General features: G+C 68.8%; 21 protein-coding genes and 1 riboswitch. Of the genes, 10 read left to right on the top strand and 11 right to left on the bottom strand.

Annotation, left to right across the window (positions count from 1 at the left end):
* Positions 1-104 precede the first annotated feature (104 nt).
* The 3 genes from ABIC44_RS06300 (at position 105) to ppdK (ending at position 5,876) form a co-directional block, all read left to right on the top strand.
* Positions 105-944, top strand: a complete 840-nt coding sequence (locus ABIC44_RS06300; RefSeq protein WP_314732876.1) for a glycine--tRNA ligase subunit alpha — start codon at positions 105-107, stop codon at positions 942-944.
* Complete coding sequence (gene glyS, locus ABIC44_RS06305; RefSeq protein WP_354294336.1) at positions 944-3,091, top strand: glycine--tRNA ligase subunit beta; 2,148 nt, start codon at positions 944-946, stop codon at positions 3,089-3,091. Before ABIC44_RS06300 ends, glyS begins: the two co-directional genes overlap by 1 nt.
* Before the next feature lie 124 nt (positions 3,092-3,215).
* Positions 3,216-5,876, top strand: coding sequence for a pyruvate, phosphate dikinase (ppdK, locus tag ABIC44_RS06310; protein ID WP_354294337.1), 2,661 nt, complete (start codon positions 3,216-3,218; stop codon positions 5,874-5,876).
* A 186-nt stretch (positions 5,877-6,062) separates the two neighbouring features.
* Here the strand turns inward: ppdK and ABIC44_RS06315 are convergent, their stop codons facing one another.
* From ABIC44_RS06315 to ABIC44_RS06350, 8 genes are all read right to left on the bottom strand, one after another.
* The gene (locus tag ABIC44_RS06315) at positions 6,063-6,425 is read right to left on the bottom strand and encodes a hypothetical protein (RefSeq protein ID WP_354294338.1); all 363 of its coding nucleotides are present in this window, start codon (positions 6,423-6,425) and stop codon (positions 6,063-6,065) included.
* 63 nt (positions 6,426-6,488) lie between these two features.
* Positions 6,489-7,493, bottom strand: coding sequence for a type II secretion system F family protein (locus tag ABIC44_RS06320; RefSeq protein WP_354294339.1), 1,005 nt, complete (start codon positions 7,491-7,493; stop codon positions 6,489-6,491).
* Positions 7,494-8,471, bottom strand: coding sequence for a type II secretion system F family protein (locus tag ABIC44_RS06325; protein WP_354294340.1), 978 nt, complete (start codon positions 8,469-8,471; stop codon positions 7,494-7,496).
* Positions 8,472-8,475: 4 nt separating this feature from the next.
* Positions 8,476-9,738, bottom strand: coding sequence for a pilus assembly protein CpaE (locus tag ABIC44_RS06330; protein ID WP_354294341.1), 1,263 nt, complete (start codon positions 9,736-9,738; stop codon positions 8,476-8,478).
* Positions 9,735-10,403, bottom strand: a complete 669-nt coding sequence (locus ABIC44_RS06335) for a CpaD family pilus assembly protein (RefSeq protein WP_354294342.1) — start codon at positions 10,401-10,403, stop codon at positions 9,735-9,737. Before ABIC44_RS06335 ends, ABIC44_RS06330 begins: the two co-directional genes overlap by 4 nt.
* Positions 10,404-10,429: 26 nt before the next feature.
* Positions 10,430-11,959, bottom strand: coding sequence for a type II and III secretion system protein family protein (locus ABIC44_RS06340; RefSeq protein ID WP_354294343.1), 1,530 nt, complete (start codon positions 11,957-11,959; stop codon positions 10,430-10,432).
* A 2-nt stretch (positions 11,960-11,961) separates the two neighbouring features.
* Positions 11,962-12,957, bottom strand: coding sequence for a Flp pilus assembly protein CpaB (cpaB, locus tag ABIC44_RS06345; RefSeq protein ID WP_354294344.1), 996 nt, complete (start codon positions 12,955-12,957; stop codon positions 11,962-11,964).
* A 52-nt stretch (positions 12,958-13,009) separates the two neighbouring features.
* Positions 13,010-13,504, bottom strand: coding sequence for an A24 family peptidase (locus ABIC44_RS06350; protein ID WP_354294362.1), 495 nt, complete (start codon positions 13,502-13,504; stop codon positions 13,010-13,012).
* 50 nt (positions 13,505-13,554) lie between these two features.
* Here ABIC44_RS06350 and ABIC44_RS06355 point away from each other — a divergent pair, with 50 nt between their 5' ends.
* Positions 13,555-14,490 carry an alpha/beta fold hydrolase gene (locus ABIC44_RS06355; RefSeq protein WP_354294345.1) on the top strand — a complete coding sequence of 312 codons (936 nt, stop codon included), beginning with the start codon at positions 13,555-13,557 and terminating at the stop codon, positions 14,488-14,490.
* Positions 14,487-15,566, top strand: coding sequence for an NAD(P)/FAD-dependent oxidoreductase (locus tag ABIC44_RS06360; protein ID WP_354294346.1), 1,080 nt, complete (start codon positions 14,487-14,489; stop codon positions 15,564-15,566). The genes ABIC44_RS06355 and ABIC44_RS06360 overlap by 4 nt, the downstream gene beginning before the upstream one ends.
* A gap of 21 nt (positions 15,567-15,587) precedes the next feature.
* Here ABIC44_RS06360 and rnhA read toward each other — a convergent pair whose 3' ends face one another.
* From rnhA to ispH, 3 genes are read right to left on the bottom strand one after another with little or no spacing between them, the layout of a single operon-like run.
* Positions 15,588-16,025 carry a ribonuclease HI gene (gene rnhA, locus ABIC44_RS06365; RefSeq protein WP_307103169.1) on the bottom strand — a complete coding sequence of 146 codons (438 nt, stop codon included), beginning with the start codon at positions 16,023-16,025 and terminating at the stop codon, positions 15,588-15,590.
* Positions 16,022-16,975, bottom strand: coding sequence for a homoserine kinase (gene thrB / locus ABIC44_RS06370; RefSeq protein ID WP_354294347.1), 954 nt, complete (start codon positions 16,973-16,975; stop codon positions 16,022-16,024). The genes rnhA and thrB overlap by 4 nt, the downstream gene beginning before the upstream one ends.
* A gap of 3 nt (positions 16,976-16,978) precedes the next feature.
* Entirely contained in the window at positions 16,979-17,935 is a 957-nt protein-coding gene (gene ispH, locus ABIC44_RS06375; RefSeq protein ID WP_354294348.1) for a 4-hydroxy-3-methylbut-2-enyl diphosphate reductase, read from the bottom strand.
* A gap of 101 nt (positions 17,936-18,036) precedes the next feature.
* Between ispH and ABIC44_RS06380 the strand changes: the two genes are divergently transcribed.
* The 5 genes from ABIC44_RS06380 (at position 18,037) to gcvPB (ending at position 23,917) form a co-directional block, all read left to right on the top strand.
* Positions 18,037-18,687: a hypothetical protein gene (locus ABIC44_RS06380; protein WP_354294349.1), complete on the top strand. Its 651-nt coding sequence runs from the start codon at positions 18,037-18,039 to the stop codon at positions 18,685-18,687.
* Positions 18,688-18,978: 291 nt separating this feature from the next.
* Positions 18,979-19,086, top strand: a riboswitch (glycine riboswitch).
* Between the two features lie 161 nt (positions 19,087-19,247).
* The gene (gene gcvT / locus ABIC44_RS06385) at positions 19,248-20,423 is read left to right on the top strand and encodes a glycine cleavage system aminomethyltransferase GcvT (protein ID WP_354294350.1); all 1,176 of its coding nucleotides are present in this window, start codon (positions 19,248-19,250) and stop codon (positions 20,421-20,423) included.
* A 2-nt stretch (positions 20,424-20,425) separates the two neighbouring features.
* A complete protein-coding gene (gene gcvH, locus ABIC44_RS06390) occupies positions 20,426-20,797 on the top strand; it encodes a glycine cleavage system protein GcvH (protein WP_354294351.1) in 372 nt (123 codons plus the stop codon).
* 208 nt (positions 20,798-21,005) lie between these two features.
* Positions 21,006-22,364, top strand: a complete 1,359-nt coding sequence (gene gcvPA / locus ABIC44_RS06395) for an aminomethyl-transferring glycine dehydrogenase subunit GcvPA (RefSeq protein WP_354294352.1) — start codon at positions 21,006-21,008, stop codon at positions 22,362-22,364.
* Positions 22,361-23,917 (top strand): aminomethyl-transferring glycine dehydrogenase subunit GcvPB, encoded by a 1,557-nt coding sequence (gcvPB, locus tag ABIC44_RS06400; protein ID WP_354294353.1) that lies wholly within the window; start codon positions 22,361-22,363, stop codon positions 23,915-23,917. Before gcvPA ends, gcvPB begins: the two co-directional genes overlap by 4 nt.
* The last annotated feature ends 217 nt before the right edge of the window (positions 23,918-24,134 follow it).

Raw genomic sequence — 24,134 nt, forward strand, 5'->3', positions numbered from 1 at the left:
GGGCGCGGCGGCTCGCCTTGACCGCGAAGGGGGCATGAGCCAAAGCCTGCCGCGTTATGCTGACCCGGAACGGACCCCCGGAAGGACCACTTTCCTTCCAGCGCATGATCCTCACCCTCCATGACTATTGGAGCGAGCGCGGATGCGTGATCCTGCAACCCTATGACATGGAGATGGGGGCGGGCACCTTTCACCCCGCGACCACGCTGCGCGCGCTGGGTCCGGATTCGTGGAACGCCGCCTTCGTCCAGCCCTGCCGCCGCCCGACCGACGGCCGCTATGGCGAGAACCCCAACCGGCTCCAGCATTATTACCAGTATCAGGTGATCCTGAAGCCCTCGCCCGCCGACCTGCAGGACCTGTATCTGGGCAGCCTCGCCGCGATCGGCGTGGACATGGCCAAGCACGACATCCGCTTCGTCGAGGACGACTGGGAAAGCCCGACCCTGGGCGCCTGGGGCCTGGGCTGGGAAGTCTGGTGCGACGGCATGGAGGTGACCCAGTTCACCTATTTCCAGCAGATGGGCGGTTACGACATGAAGCCGGTCGCGGGCGAGCTGACCTATGGGCTCGAGCGTCTGGCCATGTACATCCAGGACGTCGACAACGTCTACGACCTGCGCTTCAACGATGCGGGCGTGAGCTACGGCGACGTGTTTCTCGAAAACGAGAAGCAGATGTCGACCTGGAATTTCGAGGTGGCCGACACCGAGACGCTGTTCGACGCCTTCCGCAAGGCGGCGGCCGAGTGCGAACGCTGCCTGGAGGCCAAGCTGCCCATCCCCGCCTATGAACAGGCGATCAAGGCCAGCCACACCTTCAACCTGCTGCAGGCGCGCGGCGTGATCTCGGTGGCGGAACGCCAGGCCTATATGGGCCGCGTCCGCGATCTGGCGAAGGGCGCGTGCGGCGCCTGGATGGACAAGAACGGCTGGGCCGCGTGATGACCGATTTTCTGCTCGAACTCCGCTCCGAAGAAATCCCCGCCCGGATGCAGGCGGGCGCGCGCGAGAACCTCGCCAAGCTGTTCGCCGCCGAACTCGCCAAGGCCGGTCTGTCGGCGGGTGAGATCGTCACCTATGCGGGCCCGCGCCGCCTGGCTCTGATCGCCAAGGGGCTTCCGTCCGCGACCGAGGCGGTGTCCGAGGAAGTGAAGGGCCCGCGCGCCTCCGCCCCGCCTCAGGCGCTGGAGGGCTTTCTCCGCAAGACCGGGCTGACGCGTGAGCAGTTGACCGAGCGCGACGGCGTGCTCTTCGCGATCACTGAAAAGCCCGGCCGCGCGACCGCCGAGGTTCTGGCCGAGGCGATCCCCGCGATCGTCCGCGCCTTCCCCTGGCCCAAGTCGATGCGCTGGGGGGCGGAGTCCGCCTCGACCGAGTCGATGCGCTGGGTCCGCCCGCTGCACGCCATCGTCGCGCTGTTCGGCGGCGAGGTGGTGCCGTTCGAGATCGCCGGGATCACCAGCGGCAATGTCACGCGCGGTCACCGCTTCCACGCGCCCGCTGAGATCGTGCTGACCGGCGCCGACGCCTATGTCGAGCAGCTGCGCGGCGCCAAGGTGCTGGTCGATCAGGACGAGCGGGCCGCGATCATCCGTGCGCGCGCGTCGGCGCTCGCCGCCGAGGCCGGGCTGGAACTGGTCGAGGATGAAGGGCTAGTCGCCGAGAATGCCGGGCTGACCGAATGGCCGGTGCCGCTGCTCGGCCGCTTCGACGAAGCCTATCTCGACGTGCCGCCCGAGGTCATCCAGCTGACCGCGCGGGTGAACCAGAAGTACTTCGTCTGTCGCTCGGGCGACGGCAAGCTGGCGAACGCGTTCGTATGCACCGCCAATATCGAGGCGAGCGACGGCGGCGCGAAGATCGTCGAGGGCAATGGCAAGGTGCTTGCCGCCCGCCTGTCCGACGCGCGCTTCTTCTACGAGACGGACCTGAAGACCAAGCTGGACGATCTACGGCCCAAGCTGGAAAAGATCGTCTTCCACGAAAAGCTCGGCACCGTCGCCGACAAGGTGGAGCGGGTGGCCAAGCTCGCCCGCTGGCTGGTCGAAGAGGGGATCGTCACCGAGTCCCCCTCCCGCAGGCGGGAGGGGCTAGGGGAGGGGCGTGCCCCAAGCGACGTCGCCAGCGGAACCGTCCCCCCCCCATCCCCCCCCGCAAGCGGAGGGGGCGAGCTTGCCGATCTGGCGGAGCGCGCCGCGTACCTTGCGAAGGCCGATCTCGTCACCGGCATGGTCGGCGAGTTCCCCGAATTGCAGGGCCTGATGGGCGGATACTACGCCGCCGCGCAGGGCGAAGACCCGCGTGTGGCCGAGGCGGTTCGCGATCACTACAAGCCGGTCGGGCAGGGCGATGATGTCCCTACCGCGCCGGTGACGGTGGCCGTGGCGCTGGCGGACAAGCTGGATAGCGTCGCGCAGTTCTTCATGGTCGGCTTGAAGCCCAGCGGCTCCAAGGACCCGTTCGCCCTTCGCCGGGCTGCTCTGGGTATCGCCAGCACGATCCAGCAGAACGGCCTGCGACTGCCCTTCTACCCGACGACGATCCGCGCCATGGGCAATGCCGATCATGGATCGACGGAGATGTTGGATTTCATCATCGACCGCCTCAAGGTCCAGCAACGCGAAGCGGGCGTCCGTCACGACCTGATCGATGCGGTGTTCGCGCTCGGCGGTGAGGACGACCTCGTCCGCCTGCTCGCCCGCGTCCATGCGCTGCAAGCCTTCGTCACCACCGACGACGGCGCCAACCTGCTCGCAGGCTATAAGCGCGCCGCGAACATCCTGAAGAAGGAAGGCGTCGAGGGCGACCAGGGCTGGACCGCGCCGACCTACACGCCCGAACCCGCCGAGGCCGATCTGATCGCCGCGCTCGACGCGGCCGAGCCCAAGGCGGCCGAGGCGGTGCAGGCTGAGGATTTCGAGGCCGCCATGGCCGCGCTCGCCTCGCTTCGTGCGCCGATCGACCGCTTCTTCGACGATGTCACCGTCAACGACGCCGACCCTGCCAAGCGGGCGGTGCGCCTCGCACTGCTTGCCCGTGTCCGGGCCGCCGTTCACATGGTGGCGGATTTTTCGAGGATCGAGGGATGAGTTGAGCCGGATCGGGAGACGGACCGACAGCTTCCTGTCTTCCCCTCCGGCAATATCGCCTTATTAACACCGACGCCTGTGTCCCCAGGGCGTCGGACGATACGACCAGTAAAGGATCGAACCGATGACCTATGTGTACCGCTTCGGCGGCGGCGTTTCGGACGGCGGTAAGGGGGACAGGAACCTGCTTGGCGGCAAGGGCGCGAACCTGGCCGAAATGGCGTCGATCGGGCTGCCGGTGCCGCCGGGCTTCACCATCTCGACCGCGATGTGCACCCGCTATTACGAGGATGGCGAGCAGTTTCCGCAGGAACTGCGCGACGAGGTGGCCGACGGCATCGCGCATATCGAGGCGGTGACCGAGAAGCGCTTCGGCGACTCGGAAAACCCGCTCCTCGTCTCGGTTCGGTCGGGCGCGCGGGTGTCGATGCCGGGCATGATGGACACGGTGCTGAACCTGGGCCTCAACGACGCGACCGTCGAGGGGCTGGCGAAGAAGGCGGGCGACGAGCGTTTTGCCTGGGACAGCTATCGCCGCTTCATCCAGATGTATGCCGATGTCGTGCTGGAGCTGGATCACGGCGCGTTCGAGGAAGCGCTGGAGATCGCCAAGGAGGATAACGGCTTCACCCTCGACACCGAGATGTCGGCCGAGGACTGGAAGGCGCTGGTCACGACCTATAAGGGCTTGGTCGAAGAGCAATGGGGCAAGCCCTTCCCGCAGGACGTGCAGGACCAGCTCTGGGGCGCGGTCGGCGCGGTGTTCGGGTCGTGGCAGTCGGAGCGCGCGAAGGTCTATCGCCGCCTGAACGACATTCCCGCCGACTGGGGCACCGCCGTCAATGTCCAGGCGATGGTCTTCGGCAATATGGGCGACACCTCGGCGACGGGCGTGGCCTTCACGCGCGATCCGTCCAAGGGCGACCGTGCCTATTATGGCGAGTTCCTGATCAACGCGCAGGGCGAGGATGTGGTCGCCGGCATCCGCACGCCGCAATATCTGACCAAGGCCGCGCGCGAGGAAGCCAACGCCAAGCCCGCCTCGATGGAAGAGGCGATGCCCGAGGTGTATGCGGAGCTGGCCGCCGTGTTCGACCGGCTGGAAAACCATTACCGCGACATGCAGGACATCGAGTTCACGGTCGAACAGGCCAAGCTCTGGATGCTCCAGACCCGCTCGGGCAAGCGCACCGCCAAGGCGGCGCTCAAGATCGCGGTCGACATGGCCAATGAGGGCCTGATCACCCGCGAGGAAGCGATCGCGCGGGTCGATCCGGCGGCGCTCGACCAGCTGCTCCACCCGACGCTCGACCCCAATGCCCGGCGCGACGTGCTGACCAAGGGGCTTCCCGCCTCGCCGGGGGCGGCTTCGGGCAAGGTGGTGTTCGACGCCGATGCCGCCGAGCGCGCGGCGGCGGCGGGCGAGGCGGTGATCCTCGTCCGTGTCGAAACCTCGCCGGAGGACATTCACGGCATGCATGCGGCCAAGGGCATCCTGACCGCGCGCGGCGGCATGACCAGCCATGCGGCGGTCGTGGCGCGCGGCATGGGCCGCCCTTGCGTCTCGGGTGCGGGCAGCCTGTCGATCGACAACAAGGCCAAGCTGCTGCGCGTCGGTGCCCGCGAGGTGCGCGAGGGCGATATCCTGACGCTCGACGGTTCGACCGGCGAGGTGATGGTCGGCGCGGTGGCGACCGTCCAGCCCGAGCTGGCGGGCGATTTCGGCACGCTGATGGAATGGGCCGATCAGGTCCGCCGCCTGAAGGTGCGCGCCAATGCGGAAACCCCGCTCGACTGCCAGGCCGCGCGCGATTTCGGCGCGGAGGGCGTCGGCCTGTGCCGCACCGAGCATATGTTCTTCGACGCCGCGCGGATCACGGCAGTGCGCCAGATGATCCTGGCCTCGGACGAAAAGGGCCGCCGCGTCGCGCTCGACAAGCTGCTGCCCGAACAGCGCGCCGACTTCACCGCGATCTTCGAGGTGATGGCGGGCCTGCCGGTGACGGTGCGGCTGCTCGACCCGCCGCTGCACGAATTCCTGCCGCAGCAGGAGGCCGAATTCGCCGAGGTCGCGACGGCGGCTGGCGTGGATGTGGATACGCTGAAGCGCCGGGCGAGCGAACTGCACGAGTTCAACCCGATGCTCGGCCATCGCGGCTGTCGCCTGGGCGTGACCTATCCCGAAATCTACGAGATTCAGGCGCGGGCGATCTTCGAGGCGGCGCTGGACGTCGCGGAGAAGTCGGGTGAGGCCCCGATCCCCGAGGTCATGATCCCGCTGGTCGCCACCCGGCGCGAGCTGGAGCTGATGAAGGCGGTGGTCGACAAGGCCGCGCAGGCGGTGTTCGCCGAGCGCGGCAAGACGGTCGAATATCTGGTCGGCACCATGATCGAGCTGCCGCGCGCCGCGCTGAAGGCCGGGGAAATCGCCGAGGTGGGCGAGTTCTTCTCCTTCGGCACCAACGACCTGACCCAGACGACGCTGGGCGTCAGCCGCGACGACGCCGCGCGCTTCCTGGGCGCCTATGTCGAGAAGGGCATCTACGCCAAGGACCCGTTCGTCAGCCTGGATGTCGAGGGCGTCGGCGAACTGGTCAGCCTGGCCGCCGAGCGCGGCCGCGCGACGCGCCCCGGCATCAAGCTGGGCATTTGCGGCGAGCATGGCGGCGATCCGGCATCGATCGCCTTCTGCGAGCAGGTCGGGTTGGATTATGTCTCGGCCAGCCCTTACCGGGTTCCGATCGCCCGGCTGGCGGCGGCGCAGGCGGCGTTGAAGGCGCGGTAATCGGTCGCGGGGAGGGGAGCGGTTCGCCTGGAGCCTTCCCTCCCCCAACCCCTCCCGCTTGCGGGAGGGGCGTGTCCGGCGGCGGGGGTTAGGGATAGCCGACAAGGCCTCTTCTCCCCTCCCGCAGGCGGGAGGGGCCGGGGGAGGGCAGGGTGTCTCACCGAGCCCACACCCGATGAAACCCCGTTACCCCCGCGTCGAGACCCGGTTCCCGAAATCGAACCAGCCCCGACGCTCACCCGCCGGATAGGCCGGACGCGCGGCGGTGGCGGCGACCGGGCGGTACGGCGCCCGCTCCGTCACGGGGGTCGCCGCCACGGGTTGCGCACTGGCCAGCCTCTGGTTCTCGCGCTCCAGCTCGGCGATGCGGGCCTGCGCGGCGGACAATTTGGTCTCGGTGTCCTTCACCTGCGCGGCATGGGCGTCGCGCTCGGTCGAATAGCGGGTGCGCCATTTGCGGCCGCCCGGATGGCTCGCCAAACCGAAGAGCCACCCTGCGATGAGGACCAGCCCCAGCACGGCGAATTGTGTCGTCGAAGTGAACAGCATCGCGGTCGATCCCTGCCTGTTACGTCCGGACAACGACCGGACGCGTCGGTGGTTGCGCGGGCGTTACTGGCCGGTGGCGAGCGTATCCTTGATCGAGCAGGCGGCGGGGCCCAGGATCACCACGAACAGCGTCGGCAGGATGAACAGGATCAGCGGCACCGTCATGATCGCGGGCAGGCGCGCGGCCTTTTCCTCGGCGCGCATCATGCGTTCGTTGCGGAACTCGGCCGACAGGACGCGCAGCGCGCTGGCGAGCGGGGTGCCGTATTTCTCGGTCTGGATCATCGTCGTGACGACCCCGCGCACCGAATCGAGATCGACGCGCATCGCCAGATTCTCCAGCGCCTGGCGCCGGTCGGTCAGGAAACCCAGCTCGACCGAGGTCAGCTGGAACTCGTCGCCCAGCTCGGGATAGGCCCGGCGCAATTCGCGCGCCACGCGCATGAAGGCCGCGTCGATGGTCAACCCGGCCTCGGCGCAGATGACCAGCAGGTCCAGCGCATCGGGTAGGCCCTTGCGGATCGCCTGGCTGCGCTTGGTGATCTGGTTCTTCAGCGCCAGATCGGGGGCCTTGTACGCCAGCAGCAGCGTACCCGCGACCAGGATGTTGCGGCTGAACGGGCTCCAGGTGGCGAAACCGTCGGTGCCGTAGACCCACAAGGCGATCAGCCCGCCCAGCACGATCGGCAGCGCGAGGCGCCCGAAGATCACCGCGACCGCCATCTCCTTGGACCGGATGCCCGCCTGGAGCAGCTTGGTCTGGACCGCGCGGACCTGTTCGTCCTGCAACATCTTCAGCGAATCGAGGATGGCGTGCATCCGGTTCAGCATCGTGTCGCGGTCGATCAGCTTTGCCCGCGACGGGGGCGGGGCGGCGGTCCCGGCCTTGAGCTGCTCGCGGCGCGCGTTGAGGGCACGCACCCGCGCCTTCATCGGGTCGCGGCTGCCGATCAGCAGATAGCCGACGAACAGCAGCGCCAGGATGCAGACGCCCCATAGCAGCGTGGCGGTGGAGGCGGCGTCGAGGCCGAACGGGCCGGTCGCGGAAGAGGGGGCGGGACTGCGCATTCAGATCTCGAAATTGATCATGCGGGACATGATGAACGCGCCCAGCCCCATCCACAGGATGCCGACGCCGCCGACCAGCATCAGGCGCGGATCGATGAAGAAGCGCGCCATATAGGGCTGGTTGATCATCCAGATCATGGCGAACACCGCAAAGGGCAGGACGCCGATGATATAGGCCGACGCCTTGGATTCGGACGACATCGCCTTGATCTTCAGCTTCATCTGGGCACGCTTGCGCAGCACATCGGCCAGGTTGGACAGCGTCTCGGCCAGGTTGCCGCCGGTTTCGCGCTGGATGGCGATGGCGATGACGAAGAACTGGAATTCGGGTGTTTCCAGCCGGTCGGCGACGTCCTGCAGCGCGGCATCCATCGTCCGGCCGATCCGCATCCGGTCATAGACCGCGCGAAACTCCTCGCCGACCGGGCCGGGCACCTCCTGGCCGACGACCGCCATCGTCTCGGCGATGGGCAGGCCCGAGCGCAGCCCGCGGACCAGCAGCTCGATCGCGTCGGGAAAGCGGGCGGTGAACTTCGCGATCCGGCGGCCGATCGTCATCGACAGGAAGACATGCGGCAACCACAGCCCGATCCCGATGCCCAGCAGCAGCGCCAGGATGAAGGACAGCCCGATCATCAGGCCCAGCATCAGCGTGACGAGCGCGACGGCGGCGCAGCCCAGGCCATATTGCCCCAGCGTCCAGCCGCGCCCCGCCCGGTCCAGCCGCCTGGCCAGCTTCGCCGGGTTGGGCAGCAACCGGCCGAACGCCTTGTCCAACCGGGTATCGGTGGCGAACGCGATCCCGCGCGACGCGGTCGCCACGGCGGGCTTGTCGAGATCGAGCGCCACCCGCGTGCGCAGGCCCGCCAGCCGCCGCGACTGTGCGCGCGGCGTCGACGGGGCCGACAGTGCGGCCATCACCAGCATCAGCGTCGCGAAGACGCCGATCGCCAGGATCAGGGTCGCCAGGATGCTCACCCGGTCAGGCCGTCCCGGCGCGCTTCGACAGCAGCGCCTTGAAGTCGAACCGGTCGAGCAGCCCGCGCCGCGCCGGGGCGGCGGTGCCGTCCTCTGCCGAGGCGCAGATGCGCTGGACCATGGCGATCATCGGCGCGACGGTGCGCGAGGACTTGCCCAGCTCGGCGATCGGCTTGCCCAGCTTGGCGGCCTGCACGACTAGTTTCTGGTCATAGGGGATGAGGACGTCGACGGGGCGCTCGATCGACCCCTCGAAATCGCTTTGCGCGATCTCGCAGAGCGCGGCGGGCTGGACCCGGTTGGCGACGAGCAGGACGGCGGCCTGCGGCGCGTTGAGCTTCAGCCAGGCGAGCATGCGGATCGTGTCGCGCGCGGCGGCCAAAGTCAGTTCCGTCACCAGCACCACGGTCTGGGCGGTGTTCAGCAGCATCGGCTGTTGCAGGGCCATGTCGCGCGGCAGGTCGACCAGCGTCGTCTCGAAGGTCAGCCGCATCTCTTCCTGCAACTGGGCGAAGGCGATGCCGTCGGTCAGGATCGGCGCGCTGATCGGCGCTTCGGCGGACAGGATGGCCAGCCGCTCCGACGCCTTGACCATCGCGCGTTCCAGGAACAGCCCGTCGATCCGGCTGGGATTGTCGATCGCGTCGACCAGTCCGCGTCCCGGCTCCAGGTCGAGCGAGAGCGCGGCGGTGCCGAAATGCACGTCCAGGTCGAGCAGCGCGGTCGAACGCCCCAGCCGCTCCGCCATCAGCCAGCCGAGCGAGGTGGCGATGGTCGAGGCGCCGATGCCGCCGCGCACGCCGATCACCGCGACGCCGCAATGCGCCCGCTCGGGCGTCTGGTCGGCGGGGCGGGGGGCGTGCAGGATCGCGCGCGCCTGTTCGAGCGTGTCGCGAAGCTGATCGGCGCTCAGCGGCTTGAGCAGATAATCATGGATGCCGCTGTTCATCAGCGTGCGATAGAGGCGGACGTCGTTGACCTGCCCGATTGCGATGACGATCGTGCCGGGTTCGCACACCTCGGCCAGATTGTTGATCTCCCCCACCGCATCGTCGGTGTCGCTCAGGTCGACCAGCAGGATCTGCGGGCTGGCCGACACCGCCAGCGACTGGATCGCACCGCGCATGCCGGTCTTGAAGACCTTGTCCGGCGACCATCCCTGTTCGTCGGCGATCGGGCGGATCGCCTCGGCCGCCCAGTCGTCGCAGACATAGGCCTGGAACGGGTCACGCTTCAGCGCGCGTTGGGGATTCCAGGGGGCGTTCACTGGGGCTCTCCGCTGCTGGTCGGCGCGGGGCCGCTGCTTGCGGTCGCGTTGGGATCGCGCAGTGTGGTGCCGCCCGTGCCGGTGGTGCCCGCCCGCCGCATCGCGACGATCGCGCGGGTGGCGGAGCGCGGGTCGGCGGTGGCGGGGCCGTCGGTGCCGCGGACCAGTTCCCGGGGATCGGCGACCATCGCCGCCAGATTGCGGTTGATCGCGCAGCCATGGTTGGACGAGGTGTCGCCGCTCCAGTCGGGGGCCAGATCGCTGCGCCAGTCGGGGCAGCCGGGCACCGTCGCGCGGGCGCGGGTCACGATCACGCGGATCGTCGCGGGCGCGACCGAGCTCTGCGCGATGGGCGAGGACGGATTGAGCAGCAGGCCATAAGCGCCGATCACCGCCGCGACCTGGCGATAGGCGCCGGGGGCCTCGCCCGCCGGGTCCTCGACGGTCACGCGGTCGCCATAACCCAGCCGCAGGTTGCGCGCCCAGCCGTCGAGGCGACGATCCTCGTCGGTCGCCAGTTGCCCGCGCGACACGGCGAGGTCGAGCGCATAGTCGGTCTGCGACACGACCGGCTGATGCGCGGTTTCCAGCCCGTGCTGGCCACCGGCGTTACAGGCGGACAGCAGCAGGCCGAGGGACGTCAGGCAAAGCGGGGCGCGGCGCATGGGGCGGGGCATCCTTGGGCGGGCGGTCATTCGGAAAAGCCTGGCATGGGAACGGGCTTGCCGGGCCGGGCGGCGGGCGCGGCTCCGACCGGCGCGGCGGCGCCGGATACGGGGCGACCCTGGACCGGCGGGGCCATGGTGGGGACGGGACGCGGCTCTCCGGACCCGGCGGCGACCCGTCCCAGCAGGACGCGCTCGGCATCGTTGGGCGGGCGCTGGCCGTCCGTCGGCAGGGCGATGTCCGAGGGGGAATCGACCGGCTTGACCAGATAGGGGGTGATGATGATGACCAGCTCGGTTTCGTTGCGCTTGAACGCGTTGGAGCGGAACAGCGAGCCGATCAGCGGCAGGTCGCCCAGCCACGGCGCCTTTTCGATGCTATTGTCATGGGTGTTGGACAACAGCCCGCCGATCATCATGCTCTGCCCCGACCCCAGCTCCAGCGTCGTCTCGGCGCGGCGGGTGGACAGAGCGGGGATCGAGGTGCCGTTGATCCGGACCGACCCGACCGACGAGATTTGCGAGACCTCGGGCCGGACGCGCAGCGAGATCCGGCCGTCGGACAGCACCGTCGGCGTGTAGGACAGGCTGACGCCATATTGCTTATAGTCGACCGACACCGCGCCGAAGCCGCTGGTCAGCGGAATGGGGATCTCGCCCCCCGCCAGGAAGGTCGCCGTCTCGCCCGACAGCGCGGTCAGGTTGGGATTGGCCAGCGTCGAGACCTGGCCCAGCGTCTCGCCCAGATCGATCGCGGCGAGCAGGTTCATCCCCAGCACCCGTCCGGCCAGCCCCACCGACGTCCGCGCGTCGCCCGAGGTGAAGCCATAGCGGGTGCCGATGATCTGCCCCGTGGTCGGATCGGTGACGTCGCTGATCGTCCCGGCATTGCGGCCCGACGCGACGCCGAACAGGAAGCCGCCGCTATTGTCTCGGCTCAGCAGGTTGACGCCGATCGTCTTGACGAAGCTGCGACTGACCTCGGCGATGCGGACCTGGAGGTTCACCTGAAGCGGGGTCGCGGTCTTCAACCGGCTGATGATCCGGGTGTCCTTGCCGACATAGGCCTGGACCAGCCGCTCCGCCTCGGCGACATCGTCGGGGGAGGCGACGGTGCCGGTCAGCAGGATCATGCCGTTGATCGGCGTGGCGGCGATCTTGGCCTCCGGCATGGCCAGCCGCAGCATCCGGCCGATCGAATCGGTGTTGTTGCCGACCCGCACCGTCGCCGAATAGACGACCGCCCCGCCGCGCCCGGTGGCCGAGATCGTCGTTTCGCCCGGCTTCTTGCCATAGATATAGAGCTGGGTGGGCGAGCGGACCTGGACGTCGGCGATGCTGTCGTCGGCGACGAACAGATCGGTCATCGGACGGCGCAGGGTGATGAGGCGCGCCCGCCCGGTGTTGATCTCCATCGCGCCCGACCCGTCGCTGACGACCGTGGAGCCTTCCGGATCGGCGGCGGCGGATGGCGCGGGGGCGAGGAGCAGCGGCGAGAGGATCAGCATATGGGCGGCGGCGCGTGCCGAGCCCGCCAGGATGGACCGGGACGCCATGTTCAATTCATCCTTCCAGCTGTGGACGGACCCGAATCGCCCGAACCATGGCCGCGCGTGACCTGCACGCCGCCTTCGCGAACCGGGGCGCCCACGCCCGTGGCCGCGCCCGCGCTGCCTGCCACGGGCATCGCGCCGCCGGGCATCGGTATCGTGCCGTGATCGGGCCCGGCATTGGCCTGGCGTCCGGGCACCGTCCGGCGCTGATAGCGCGACACGTCGCCGCCGGTGGCATAGGAGGCGCGGTCGATCATCGGCTGGCTCGCGCCTGCGCTTCGGTCGGGCTGGTCGGCCAGCGCGCGCAGCGACAGCGACAGCGTGCCGACCGTCTGCGCGACGGCGAGCTGTTCGGCCATTTTCGGCGTCGTCTCGACCGTGACGGTGGTGAAGGGGTGGACCGCCGTCTTGCCGTCCGAGCCCGCCTGATGGTCGGTGCTCTGGTCGGTGGCGAGCACGCGGACGTTGCGCATGATCGTCTCCGACACCTTCAGCGGGGGGCCGTCGCCGCCGCCCGCGACATCCTGGGTCAGCACCATGTCGATGCGGTCGCCGGGAAAGACGAAGCCCGCCACCGCCGTCTGCGCCGATACCGGCACCGTCACCGCGCGCATGCCCGGCGTGAGTGCCGCGGCCAGAAAGCCCCGGTCGCCCGGCGGCACCACCGACCCCTGGGTCAGCGGCTGCCCGGCGGTGATCGCATAGCGCAGCACCGTGCCCTGCAGCTTGGAGGGATCGGCCTGGCCCTTCACATAATAGGCACCCTGGACCATGTCCTTGGGCCAGGGCTGGAATTTCAGCGCGGTCGGGTCGATGATCGTGCCGACCGGCAGGGTGCGGGTCGCGACCAGCACCTCGGGGCCCGATTCGGCGGGCGCGACGATGACGGCGGCGGCGGCTTGCGGCGCGCTGCTGCCCGACGTGACGGTCCGGGCGAACAGCGCGGTCATCCCCGCGACCACCAACGCGCCCAACACCAGTAACAATTTGCGACTGTCCATCCCGCGCTCTTGGCCTCGTCGCCGAACCCTCTGCCCGGCCTGTTCAGGAAAATCAGGTATGATTGAATGGGTTAAAGATCGGTTCCCGCAGGATCATCAGCCCGGCCATCGCGATCGCGACGCCATAGGGAACCTCGATCGGCCGCGCCTCCCCGCCCTGGCGCCGACGCCGCCACCGATGGTCGAGAATCATGGCGAAGGTCACCGCGCCGCCCGCGATCGACATGATCAGCAGCATCCGGAACAGCGGTTGCAGCGGCAGCCATAGCGCCAGCGCGGCGATCATCTTCACGTCGCCGCCGCCCATCATGCCGACGCGAAACGCCTGCGCGAACAGCAGGAAGACCAAGCCCGCCACCGCCAGCTGCACCACGATATCGGGCCAGACCGACAGTCCCGACGCCCACCACCAGAGCGGCGCGAGCAGCGCGATGGCGGCGTTCTTGCGGTCGGCGATCTCGCGGGTGCGCGCGTCCTCGATCCCCGACGCCACCAGCAACAGGGTCAGCGCACCGATCAGCGCGATACGGACAATGGTCCATTCCATCATAGAACCACCTAGACGGCAGGGCTTTCTAAACCGTAACCGGGAGGCGGATGACCGACGCCTTCGCCCTTCGCCGATCCTTCCCCGCGGATGCGCGGCTGTCGCACTGGACCGCGCCCGATGGCTGGGCGCATCGCCGGTTCGACTGGGTGGCGGCGCGGCCGGTCGGCCGGTTGCTGTTCCAGACGGGGCGCGCCGACATGATCGAGAAATATCTGGAGATCTTCGCGCATCTGGTAACGCGCGGCTGGAGCGTCACCGCGTTCGACTGGCGCGGGCAGGGGGGATCGGGACGCCTGCTCGCCGACCGGCATGTCGGGCATGGTGCCGATTTCTCGGTCTATGTCGCGGACCTGCGCAGCTTCTGGCAGCAATGGCGGGGCGAGGACGGCGCGGGACTTCGCCATGTCCTGCTCGGCCATTCGATGGGCGGCCATCTGGCGTTGCGCGCCGTGGTCGAGGAGGCGGTCGATCCCGATGCCCTGGTGCTGGTCTCGCCGATGCTGGGGCTTCGCCTGCCGACCGGCGCGCTGCTGGGGGCGATTCTCATCCGCACGATGGCGGCGCTCGGTCGGGGCGAGCGCGCGATCTGGCGCGCCGATGACGGGGCGGGCCGCCACACCCGCCAGCGCAACCTGACCCATGACGTCACGCGTTACGAGGACGAGGCCTTTTGGTACGCGCGGATGCCCGAGCTGGCGCTGGGGCCGCCGAGCTGGGGATGGCTGGCGGAGGCGTCGCGCTCGATCCGGGGGCTGTCGCGCGATCCCCGGCTCGACCGGCTGGGCCTGCCGACGCTGATGCTGATCGCCGAGGCCGACCGGCTGGTCGATTCGCGCGTCGCGGCGCGGGTCGCCGCCCGGATCGGCGCGCGCACGGTCCGCTTCGGCGACGAGGCGGCGCATGAGCTGCTGCGCGAGGCGGACCCGGTGCGGCTGCGCGCGCTGGAGGCGATCGATACGTTCCTGGCCGGGGTCGCCGCATGAGCCATGACATCGCGATCGTCGGCGCGGGCATGGCGGGGGCGAGCCTGGCGGCGGCGATCGGATCGCACGCGCACGTCATCCTGCTCGAGGCGGAGGACATGCCCGGACGCCATGCGACCGGGCGCTCGGCGGCCTTCTGGTCGGAAACCTATGGCGGCCCGGCGGTCCAGCCGCTGACCACCGCCTCCGGCGCGGCGCTGCGCGACGGCGGGTATCTGACCCCGCTCGGCTCGCTTCACGTCGGGCGCGCGGAGGATTCGGCACAGATCGAGCGGCTGCTCGGCGATTTCGCGGGCAGTGGGGTGGACCTGTCGCCGGTCGATCCCGCCACGCGCATTCCCGGCCTTCGCCCCGAATGGGTGCAGGGCATCTGGGAGCCGAGCTGCGCCTATATCGACGTGGCCGCGCTCCACGCCGATTATCTGGCGGCGGCGAAGGGCGCGGGGGCGGTGCTGAGGACCGATGCCGCGCTGGTCGCCGCCGAACGCCGCGACGGGCTATGGCATCTGGAGACGCGCGCCGGGCCGGTCGAGGCGCGGATCTTGGTCGACGCGGCGGGCGCCTGGGCGGACGAGGTCGCGCGGATCGCGGGGGCCGCGCCGGTCGGCATCACGCCCTATCGCCGGACGATGATGCAGTTGCGCACTGATCCGCCCGCGCCGTCCGGCCTGCCGCATGTCATCGACATCAACGGCCGATTCTATTTCAAGCCCGAGGCGGGCGGGCGGCTGTGGCTGACCCCGCATGACGAAACTCCCAGCGTCCCCTGCGACATCGCGCCCGAGGAATGGGACGTGGCGGTCGCCATCGACCGGCTGGAAAAGGTGGTCGACTGGCGCGTCGCGGCGGTCGAGCGCCGCTGGGCGGGGCTGCGCAGCTTCGCCCCCGACCGTGCGCCGGTCTATGGCTTCGACGCCAAAGTGCCGGGCTTCTTCTGGTGCGCGGGGCAGGGCGGCTTCGGCATCCAGACCGCCCCCGCCGCGTCGCGCATGGCGGCGGCGCTGCTGCTGGGCCAGGGGGATATGCCGGGCGGCGTGGATGTGGCGCGCTATGCGGCGGGGCGGTTCTCGCGATAGCCACGCGCCGCCCGGAAGCGGCTATTTGCGGAACGTCTCCGCCGCGTCGCTCGCCAGCTTGTCGGCGCGTTCATTGTCGGGGTGGCCAGCATGGCCCTTGACCCATTTCCACTCGATCTGGTGCCGCTCCGCCGCCGCGACCAGCGCCTGCCAGAGCTCGGCATTCTTGACCGGCTTCTTGTCCGCCGTACGCCAGCCATTGCGCTTCCAGCCATGGATCCACTTGGTCAGGCCGTCCATCACATAGCGGCTGTCGGTCGACAGCGTCACCGCACACGGGCGCTTGAGCGCGTTCAGCGCCTCGATCGCCGCCATCAGCTCCATGCGGTTGTTGGTGGTCAGCGGCTCGCCGCCCGACAATTCCTTCTCATGCGCGCCCGACCGGATCAGCGCGCCCCAGCCGCCGGGGCCGGGATTGCCCTTGCACGCGCCGTCGGTGGCGATCTCCACGGGGGTCACAGTCCGGCCTTTCCGTCGCGATAGGCGATATAGCGCCGCCAATAGGCGAGCGGGTCCTTGCGCGTCACCAGCGCATCGGCGGGGGTGTTCAGCCAGTCCCAGGCCCGCGACAGCGCGAAGCGGAGGCACGCGCCCATCGCCAGCTTCGCGAATGCCGCACGCTCGGTGTCGGACAGCGGGAAGTGGCGCTCATATCCTTCGATCAGCGCCGCGCCGATTTCGGGTGCATAGGTCTCGCCGGCGGCGTCGAAGCTCCAGGCCGAGTGCATGACGGCGAGGTCATAGACGCGGTAGTCGGTGCAGGCGAAATAGAAGTCGATCAGACCGGTGACCTGATCGCCCAGCACCAGCACATTGTCGGGGAACAGGTCGGCATGGATGACGCAGGCGTCGAGGCTCTGCGCGTCCCAGCCGTCCAGCACCGAGTCCAGCGCCTCGCCCATCGCATCGTGCAGGCCCGGCTGTATCCGGTCGAGATCGCGCCCGCATTGGGCGAATAGCGGGTGCCAGCTGGCATGGCCCATCGAATTGGGGCGGTTCAGCGGGAAGTCGGCGACCGCACGGTGCATCGCGCCCATCGCGTCCGCCGCCGCCAGCGCCTGCGCCGGGGTCGGGTGCGACAGCGACACGCCGGTCAGGAACTGGATCAGGCAGGCCGGGCGGCCCGCCAGTTCCTGGATCTCGACGCCCTGCCGGTCCTTGATCGCGGGCGGCACGGCCAGCCCCTTGGCCGCCAGATGGTCGAGCAGCGCGAGGAAGAAGGGCAGGTCGCCCGCCGCCACGCGCTTTTCGTACAGGGTCAGGATGAACCGCGCGGTCGTGGTGTCGACCAGGTAATTGCTGTTCTCGACCCCCTCGGCGATCCCCTTGGCGGAGATCAGCTCGCCCACGTCATAGCGTTCCAGAAACGCCGACAGCGCCTCGGCCGAAACCTGCGTATAGACGGCCATGGTTCAGGCGACCGCTTCCAGGCCGCGCGGCAGCTTGAACGCGATCGTCTCGCGCGTCGTCTCTTCCTCGCGTTCGGTGACGGTGAAGCGTTCGGACAGCCGGTCGACCAGCTCGCGGACCAGCAGCTCGGGCGCCGAGGCCCCGGCGGTCAGGCCCAGCGTCCTGACCCCGTCGAGGAACGCCCAGTCGAGATCGGCGGCGCGCTGGATCAACTGGGCGCGCTTGCCCGCCCGCTCGGCGACCTCGACGAGTCGCAGCGAGTTGGACGAATTGGGCGCACCGATCACCAGCACTGCGTCGCACTCGGCGGCGATCGCCTTGACCGCGGCCTGGCGGTTGGAGGTCGCGTAGCAGATATCCTCGCCACGCGGCGCCTGGATGCTGGGGAAGCGGCGCTGGAGCGCCTCGATCGTCGCGGCGGTGTCGTCGACCGACAGGGTGGTCTGGGTCAGGAACGCCAGATTGTCGGGATCGGCGGGGGTGAAGGCTTCGACATCGGCGACCGTCTCGACCAGCGACATCGAGCCCTGCGGCACCTGGCCGAAAGTGCCGATGACCTCGGGGTGGCCCGCATGGCCGATGAAGACGATGTGGCGACCCATCTCGACCAGCCGCTCGGCTTGGCGATGGACCTTGGATACCAGCGGGCAGGTGGCGTCGAGATAGTCGAGGCCCCGGCTCTCGGCGTCCGCAGGCACCGACTTGGGCACCCCGTGCGCGGAGAAGACGACATGCGCGTGCGGCGGCACCTCGTCCAGTTCCTCCACGAAGATCGCGCCCTTGGCCTTCAGGCTGTCGACGACGAACTTGTTGTGGACGATCTCATGCCGGACATAGACCGGCGCGCCATGTTTTTCGAGCGCCAGCTCGACGATGCGGATGGCGCGGTCGACGCCCGCGCAGAAGCCGCGCGGGGCGGCGATCAACAGGTCGAGCGGCGGCTTGGGGGCATCGGTCATGCTGCGGCTCTACGCCATTGCTTGCGCGCGTCCAACCCGGTTCCTATGCTGGCGGCCAAACCGGCATCCTGCTTCGGCATCCAGAATAGGCGTTTCGACCTGTGAAAGCATCGCTCCCCGTTTCCGTCTTGGCGCCCGTTGCCCTTGCGCTCGTGCTGGGGGGCTGCGCCCGCACCGGTGAGATCGATGCCTCGGGCGGGATCACCGCCGTCCGCTCGGCCTGCCCGGTGGTGGGCGTGGCGGCGGGCACCGGCGACGTGACGCTGTTCAAGACGCCGGGCGCGACCGACGAGGGGGCGATCGATCTGGTCGCCAACATGACCGATGTCCGCTCGACCTGCGCCGATGTGGGCAGCGACATCGTCACCACCGTGACCTTCAACGTCGAGGCGCGGCGCACCGACACGGCGGCGGCGCGCGACGTGACGCTGCCCTATTATATTGCGATCGTGCGCGGCGGGACCAATGTCGTCGCCAAGCGGGTGAGCCGCGTATCGGTCCATTTCGACGCGGGCCAGGCGCGCGGCCAGGTGGCGGGCGAGGCCTCCACCACCATCGCGCGCGCAGCCGCGACCCTGCCCGACGATGTCCGTGAGAAGCTGACCCGTCGCCGCAAGGCGGGCGACGAGGACGCGGCGGTCGATCCGCTGAGCCAGCCCGAGATCCGCCAGGCGGTGGCGAGCGCCAGCTTCGAGGCGCTGGTCGGGTTCCAGCTGACCGAGGCGCAGCTGAAGTATAACGCGACGCGGTGATTTCGGCGTGCCCCGGCGAAGGCCGGGGCCCAGTTGCGGTAAGGCCTGTGGCGCGCCGTGTCGTGGCGTGGGAGGCTCCGGCCGATCGCTCGCTCTTGCCTCCCACGCGACGGGCGCGCGCGCCTCGGACCGTTTGGCATCTGGGCCCCGGCCTTCGCCGGGGAACGAATTGGGGTTGCGGCACCCGGTCCCCATCCAGCCGCTTAATCCACAATATTGATCGCACCCCCGATTGACTTGGGCACCCCCTGTCGGCAGAGGGCGTGGCGTCGATGTCGGACATGTCCGACATAGGCGCGCGCGGGAGAGCGCCGGGTGCATCTTTCAGATGGCGAGACCCGGCCGCCGAAGGAGCAACCACCCCGGAATCTCTCAGGCAAATGGGACCGCGCGATCGCCATCGACACTCTGGAAAGCGCGCCTCGACCCCGGTCGCGGCGCCACCGAAGGGGTAAGCCGGAATTTCTGGCGAAAGCTCTCAGGTTCCGTGACAGAGGGGGATCGGATCGGGTAGGAGACACGCGTCCCTAGCCGACACCCTTTTGACGGAGACCGGCCCCGTGAGCGACGCAACCGACCTGAATGTAGAAGACGCCCCCGAGGGTCAGGAGATCATCCAGACGCTGCCGCTGGACGCCTGGCACCGCGCGCGCGGCGGGCGGATGGTCCCGTTCGCGGGCTATGAGATGCCGGTCCAGTATGAAGGCATCATGGCCGAGCATCTCTGGACCCGCGAGTCGGCCGGGCTGTTCGACGTCAGCCATATGGGCCAGGTGGTCTTCACCGGTGACAATGGTCTGGCCCCGGTCATCACCGCGCTGGAAAAGGTCCTGCCGGGCGACATCGCTGGGCTCGGCGATCGTAAGAACCGCTATTCGCTGCTGCTGAACGAAGAGGGCGGCATCCTCGACGACCTGATGGTGACGAAGCGCACCCTGGACGGTGCCGAGGAACTCTACATGGTCGTCAACGGCGCGACCAAATATGACGACATCGCCTATCTGCTCGACTTCATCCCCGACGATGCGACGCTGAACCTGCTCGACGAGCAGGCGCTGCTGGCGCTCCAGGGGCCCAAGGCGGTCGATGCGCTGTCGCGGATCGTGCCGGGCGTCGAGGCTCTGGTGTTCATGACCGCCGCCGACTTCGTGTGGAACGACGTGCCGCTGTGGATCAGCCGCTCGGGCTATACCGGCGAGGACGGTTACGAAATCTCGATCCCCGCCGAGCATGCCGCCGCTTTCGCCGACGTGCTGTGCGAGCAGGCGGAGGTGAAGCCGATCGGCCTGGGCGCGCGCGACTCGCTGCGTCTGGAAGCGGGGCTGCCGCTCTACGGCCATGACCTCGACCCCGAGACGACGCCGGTAATGGCCGATCTGGGCTTCGCGCTCGCCAAGAAGCGCCGCGAGGCGGCCGACTTCCTGGGGGCCGGGCGCATCCTCGCCGAGCGTGAGAATGGCCCCGCCGTCAAGCGCGTCGGCCTGACCGTCGCGGGCCGCCAGCCGGTGCGCGAGGGCGCGTCGGTGGTCGCCGAGGACGGCTCGGTCATCGGTCGCGTCACCAGCGGCGGCTTCGCCCCCTCGATGGGCGCGCCGATCGCCATGGCCTATGTCCCCACCGAGCTGGCGACGCCCGGCACGGCCCTCAAACTGCTTCAGCGCGGCAAGACCCATGACGCCACCGTCACGGCCATGCCGTTCGTCCCCCATCGTTACGTTCGTTCAGGAGCCAAGTGACCATGAGCCGCTATTTCACCGAAGATCATGAGTGGATCGACGTCGATGGTGATGTCGGCACGGTCGGCATCTCTGACTACGCGCAAGGAGCCCTGGGCGACATCGTGTTCGTCGACGTGCCCGAGGAAGGCCGTGAGCTGTCCAAGGGCGACGAGGCCGCGGTGGTCGAGTCGGTTAAGGCCGCCTCGGACGTCTATGCGCCCGTCTCGGGCACCGTGATTGAGGGCAATGCCCAGCTGTCGGACGAGCCCGCGCTGGTCAACACCGATCCCGAGGGCGAGGGTTGGTTCTTCAAGATCACCCTGTCGGACGCGTCGGAGCTGGACGGCCTGATGGACGAAACCGCCTACGCCGCGTTCGTCACGAAGCTCTGATTTAAAGCCCCTCCCTCGTTAGGGGAGGGGCCTTCTTCCTCCCCTCCCGCAGGCGGGAGGGGTCGGGGGAGGGGACTCGATCTCCTCCAGCGATATCGCCTGCCGAAGCCGGGTGCCCTCCCCCGGCCCCTCCCGCCTGCGGGAGGGGAGAAGAAGAAGCCCTCCGCTCGGCGGCGGGGGCGAAGAGGAGGGCGGAGAAATGGAACGCATGCGCTACCTGCCCCTTACCTCTTCCGACCGGGCCGAGATGCTCTCGGTCATCGGCGCGGGATCGGTCGACGACCTGTTCGTCGACGTGCCCGAATCCGCCCGCCTGTCCGGCCCCATCGAGGGGCTGCCCAACCACGCGTCCGAACTGGCGGTCGAGCGGCACATGACCGCGCTCGCCCGCAAGAATATCGTGGCGGGCGACGTGCCCTTCTTCCTGGGCTGCGGCGCGTATCGGCACCATGTCCCCGCCAGCGTCGATCACCTGATCCAGCGCGGCGAGTTCCTGACCGCCTACACGCCCTATCAGCCGGAAATCGCGCAGGGCACGTTGCAGATGCTGTTCGAGTTCCAGACGCAGGTCGCGCGTCTGCTCGGCACCGATGTCGCCAATGCGTCCATGTATGACGGCTCGACCGCCTGCTGGGAAGCGATCGGCATGGCGCGGCGCATCACCAAGAAGTCCAAGGCGATCCTGTCCTCGGGCCTTCACCCGCATTATGTCTCGGTCGCAAAGACCATGGCGAAGTACACCGGCGACACGCTGGAGACGGCCGCGCCCGTCCTGACCGCCGAGACCGATATCGACCAGATGATCGCGGCGATCGACGGCGATACGTCCTGCGTCGTCGTCCAGTATCCGGATATTCTCGGCCGCATCGCCGACCTGACCCCGCTGGCCGACGCCTGCCACGCCAAGAAGGCGCTGCTGATCGCCGTCGTGACCGAGCCGGTCGCGCTGGGCGCGATCCGCAGTCCGGGCGAAATGGACGCCGACATCGTCGTCGGCGAGGGCCAGTCGCTGGGCGTCGGGCTTCAGTTCGGTGGGCCTTATGTCGGCCTGATGGGCTGCAAGGATAAGTATATCCGCCAGATGCCGGGCCGCTTCTGTGGCGAGACGGTGGACGCGGACGGCAAGCGCGGCTTCGTGCTGACGCTGTCGACCCGCGAGCAGCATATTCGCCGCGAAAAGGCGACGTCGAACATCTGCACCAATTCGGGGCTGTGTGCGCTCGCCTTCTCGATCCACATGACGCTGCTGGGCGAGGCGGGTCTGCGCCGGATGGCGGGGATCAACCACGCGCAGGCCTGCCGCGCGGCGGACCGTCTGGCGAAGGTGCCCGGCGTCAAGCTGGTCAACGACGTGTTCTTCAACGAGTTCACGCTCGACCTGGGCCGCGAGGCGCGTCCGATCGTGCGGACGCTGGCCGAGCGTGGCGTGCTGGCGGGCGTGTCGCTCGGCCGGCTCTATCCGGGCGAGGATGCGCTCGCGAACGGACTGGTGGTGGCGGTCACCGAAACGGTGACGGCGGAGGATATCGAGACGCTTGCCCAAGCGCTTGAGGAGGTGCTGGCATGACGATCAACCAGAGCGGCTGGAAGCCCACGAGCCCCGAGGCCAAGGACGGCGAGATCGCAGCGACCTTCACCGGCAATCGCGCGCTGATGCTCGAGGAAAAGCTGATCTTCGAGATCGGCGATGCCGAGACCACCGGCGTCGACTTTGCCGAGGGCGATGTCGCGGGTTCGCGTCTGGGCGACCTGAGCCGCAAGGCCCCGATCGGCCTGCCCGGCCTGTCGGAGCCGGAGACGGTCCGCCATTACACCCGTCTGTCGCGTCAGAATTACGCGATCGACCTCGGCCTCTTCCCGCTGGGTTCGTGCACGATGAAGCACAATCCGCGCCTGAACGAGAAGATGGCGCGCCTGCCCGGTTTCAGCGACGTTCACCCGCTCCAGCCCGTCGACACGGTGCAGGGCGCGCTGGAGGTCATTCACCAGCTGGCGCACTGGCTGGTCACGCTGACCGGCATGACCTCGGTCGCGATGAGCCCCAAGGCGGGCGCGCATGGCGAACTGTGTGGGATCCTGGCGATCAAGGCGGCGCTGGAGAAGCGTGGCGAGGGGCATCGCAAGGTGATTCTGGTCCCCGAATCGGCGCATGGCACCAACCCGGCGACGGCGGCATTCGCGGGCTTCTCGGTCGAGGACATTCCCGCGACCGCCGACGGGCGCGTCGACACGGCGGCGCTGAAGGCGCGGCTGGGGCCGGACGTGGCGGGCGTGATGATCACCAACCCGAACACCTGCGGCCTGTTCGAGCGTGACCTGAAAGACATTTCCGACGCGGTCCATGCGGCGGGCGGCTATGTCTATTGCGACGGCGCGAACTTCAACGCCATCGTCGGGCGCGTGCGTCCGGGCGACCTCGGCGTCGATGCGATGCACATCAACCTGCACAAGACCTTCTCGACCCCGCATGGCGGCGGCGGGCCGGGTTCGGGGCCGGTGGTGTTCTCGGAGGCGCTGACCCCGTTCGCGCCGCTGCCCTTCGTAGAGAAGACGGGCGAGGGCTTCCGGCTGGTCGAGGAAGAAAATGCCGAGGACCATCACGCCGACAGCTTCGGCCGCATGGTCGCCTTCCACGGCCAGATGGGCATGTTCACCCGCGCGCTGACCTATATCCTCAGCCACGGCGCGGACGGGCTGCGCCAGGTCGCCGAGGATGCGGTGCTCAACGCCAATTACGTCCTGCGCTCGCTGGAAAGCACGCTCGACGCCCCCTTCGCCAAGAGCGGCCCGTGCATGCATGAAGCCATCTTCTCGGACGAAGGGCTGGCCGAGGGCTTCTCGACGATCGACGTCGCCAAGGCGCTGATCGACGAGGGCTTCCACCCGATGACCATGTATTTCCCGCTGGTCGTCCACGGCGCCATGCTGGTCGAGCCGACCGAAACCGAATCCAAGGCCGCGCTCGATCAGTTCATCGGCGCGCTGGCGTCGGTGGCGGAACGGGCCAAGGCGGGCGACCCGTCGCTCAAGACCGCGCCGCACTTCGCGCCGCGCGCGCGCCTCGACGAGACGCTGGCCGCGCGCAAGCCCGTGCTGGTGTGGAAGGACAAGGCGGCCTGATCGGCTATTCCCCGCGCCGCCCGAGCGGTGGCGCGGGGGCATCGTCATCCCGGCGCAGGCCGGGATCTCTGGCGATTGTCGGCTGCCGTCGCCAAAGGCCCCAGCCTTCGCTTGGGCGACATCGCTAGAGCAAATTCCGATCAGTCTGCATCGTAACCGGCTGCGGCGAAGTAGTTGGCGCATTCGGCAGGCGTGAAGGTGTCGATGGCGGCACCGA

It is taken from the genome of Sphingomonas sp. 1185 (assembly GCF_040544655.1).
Classification (GTDB): Bacteria; Pseudomonadota; Alphaproteobacteria; order Sphingomonadales; family Sphingomonadaceae; genus Sphingomonas.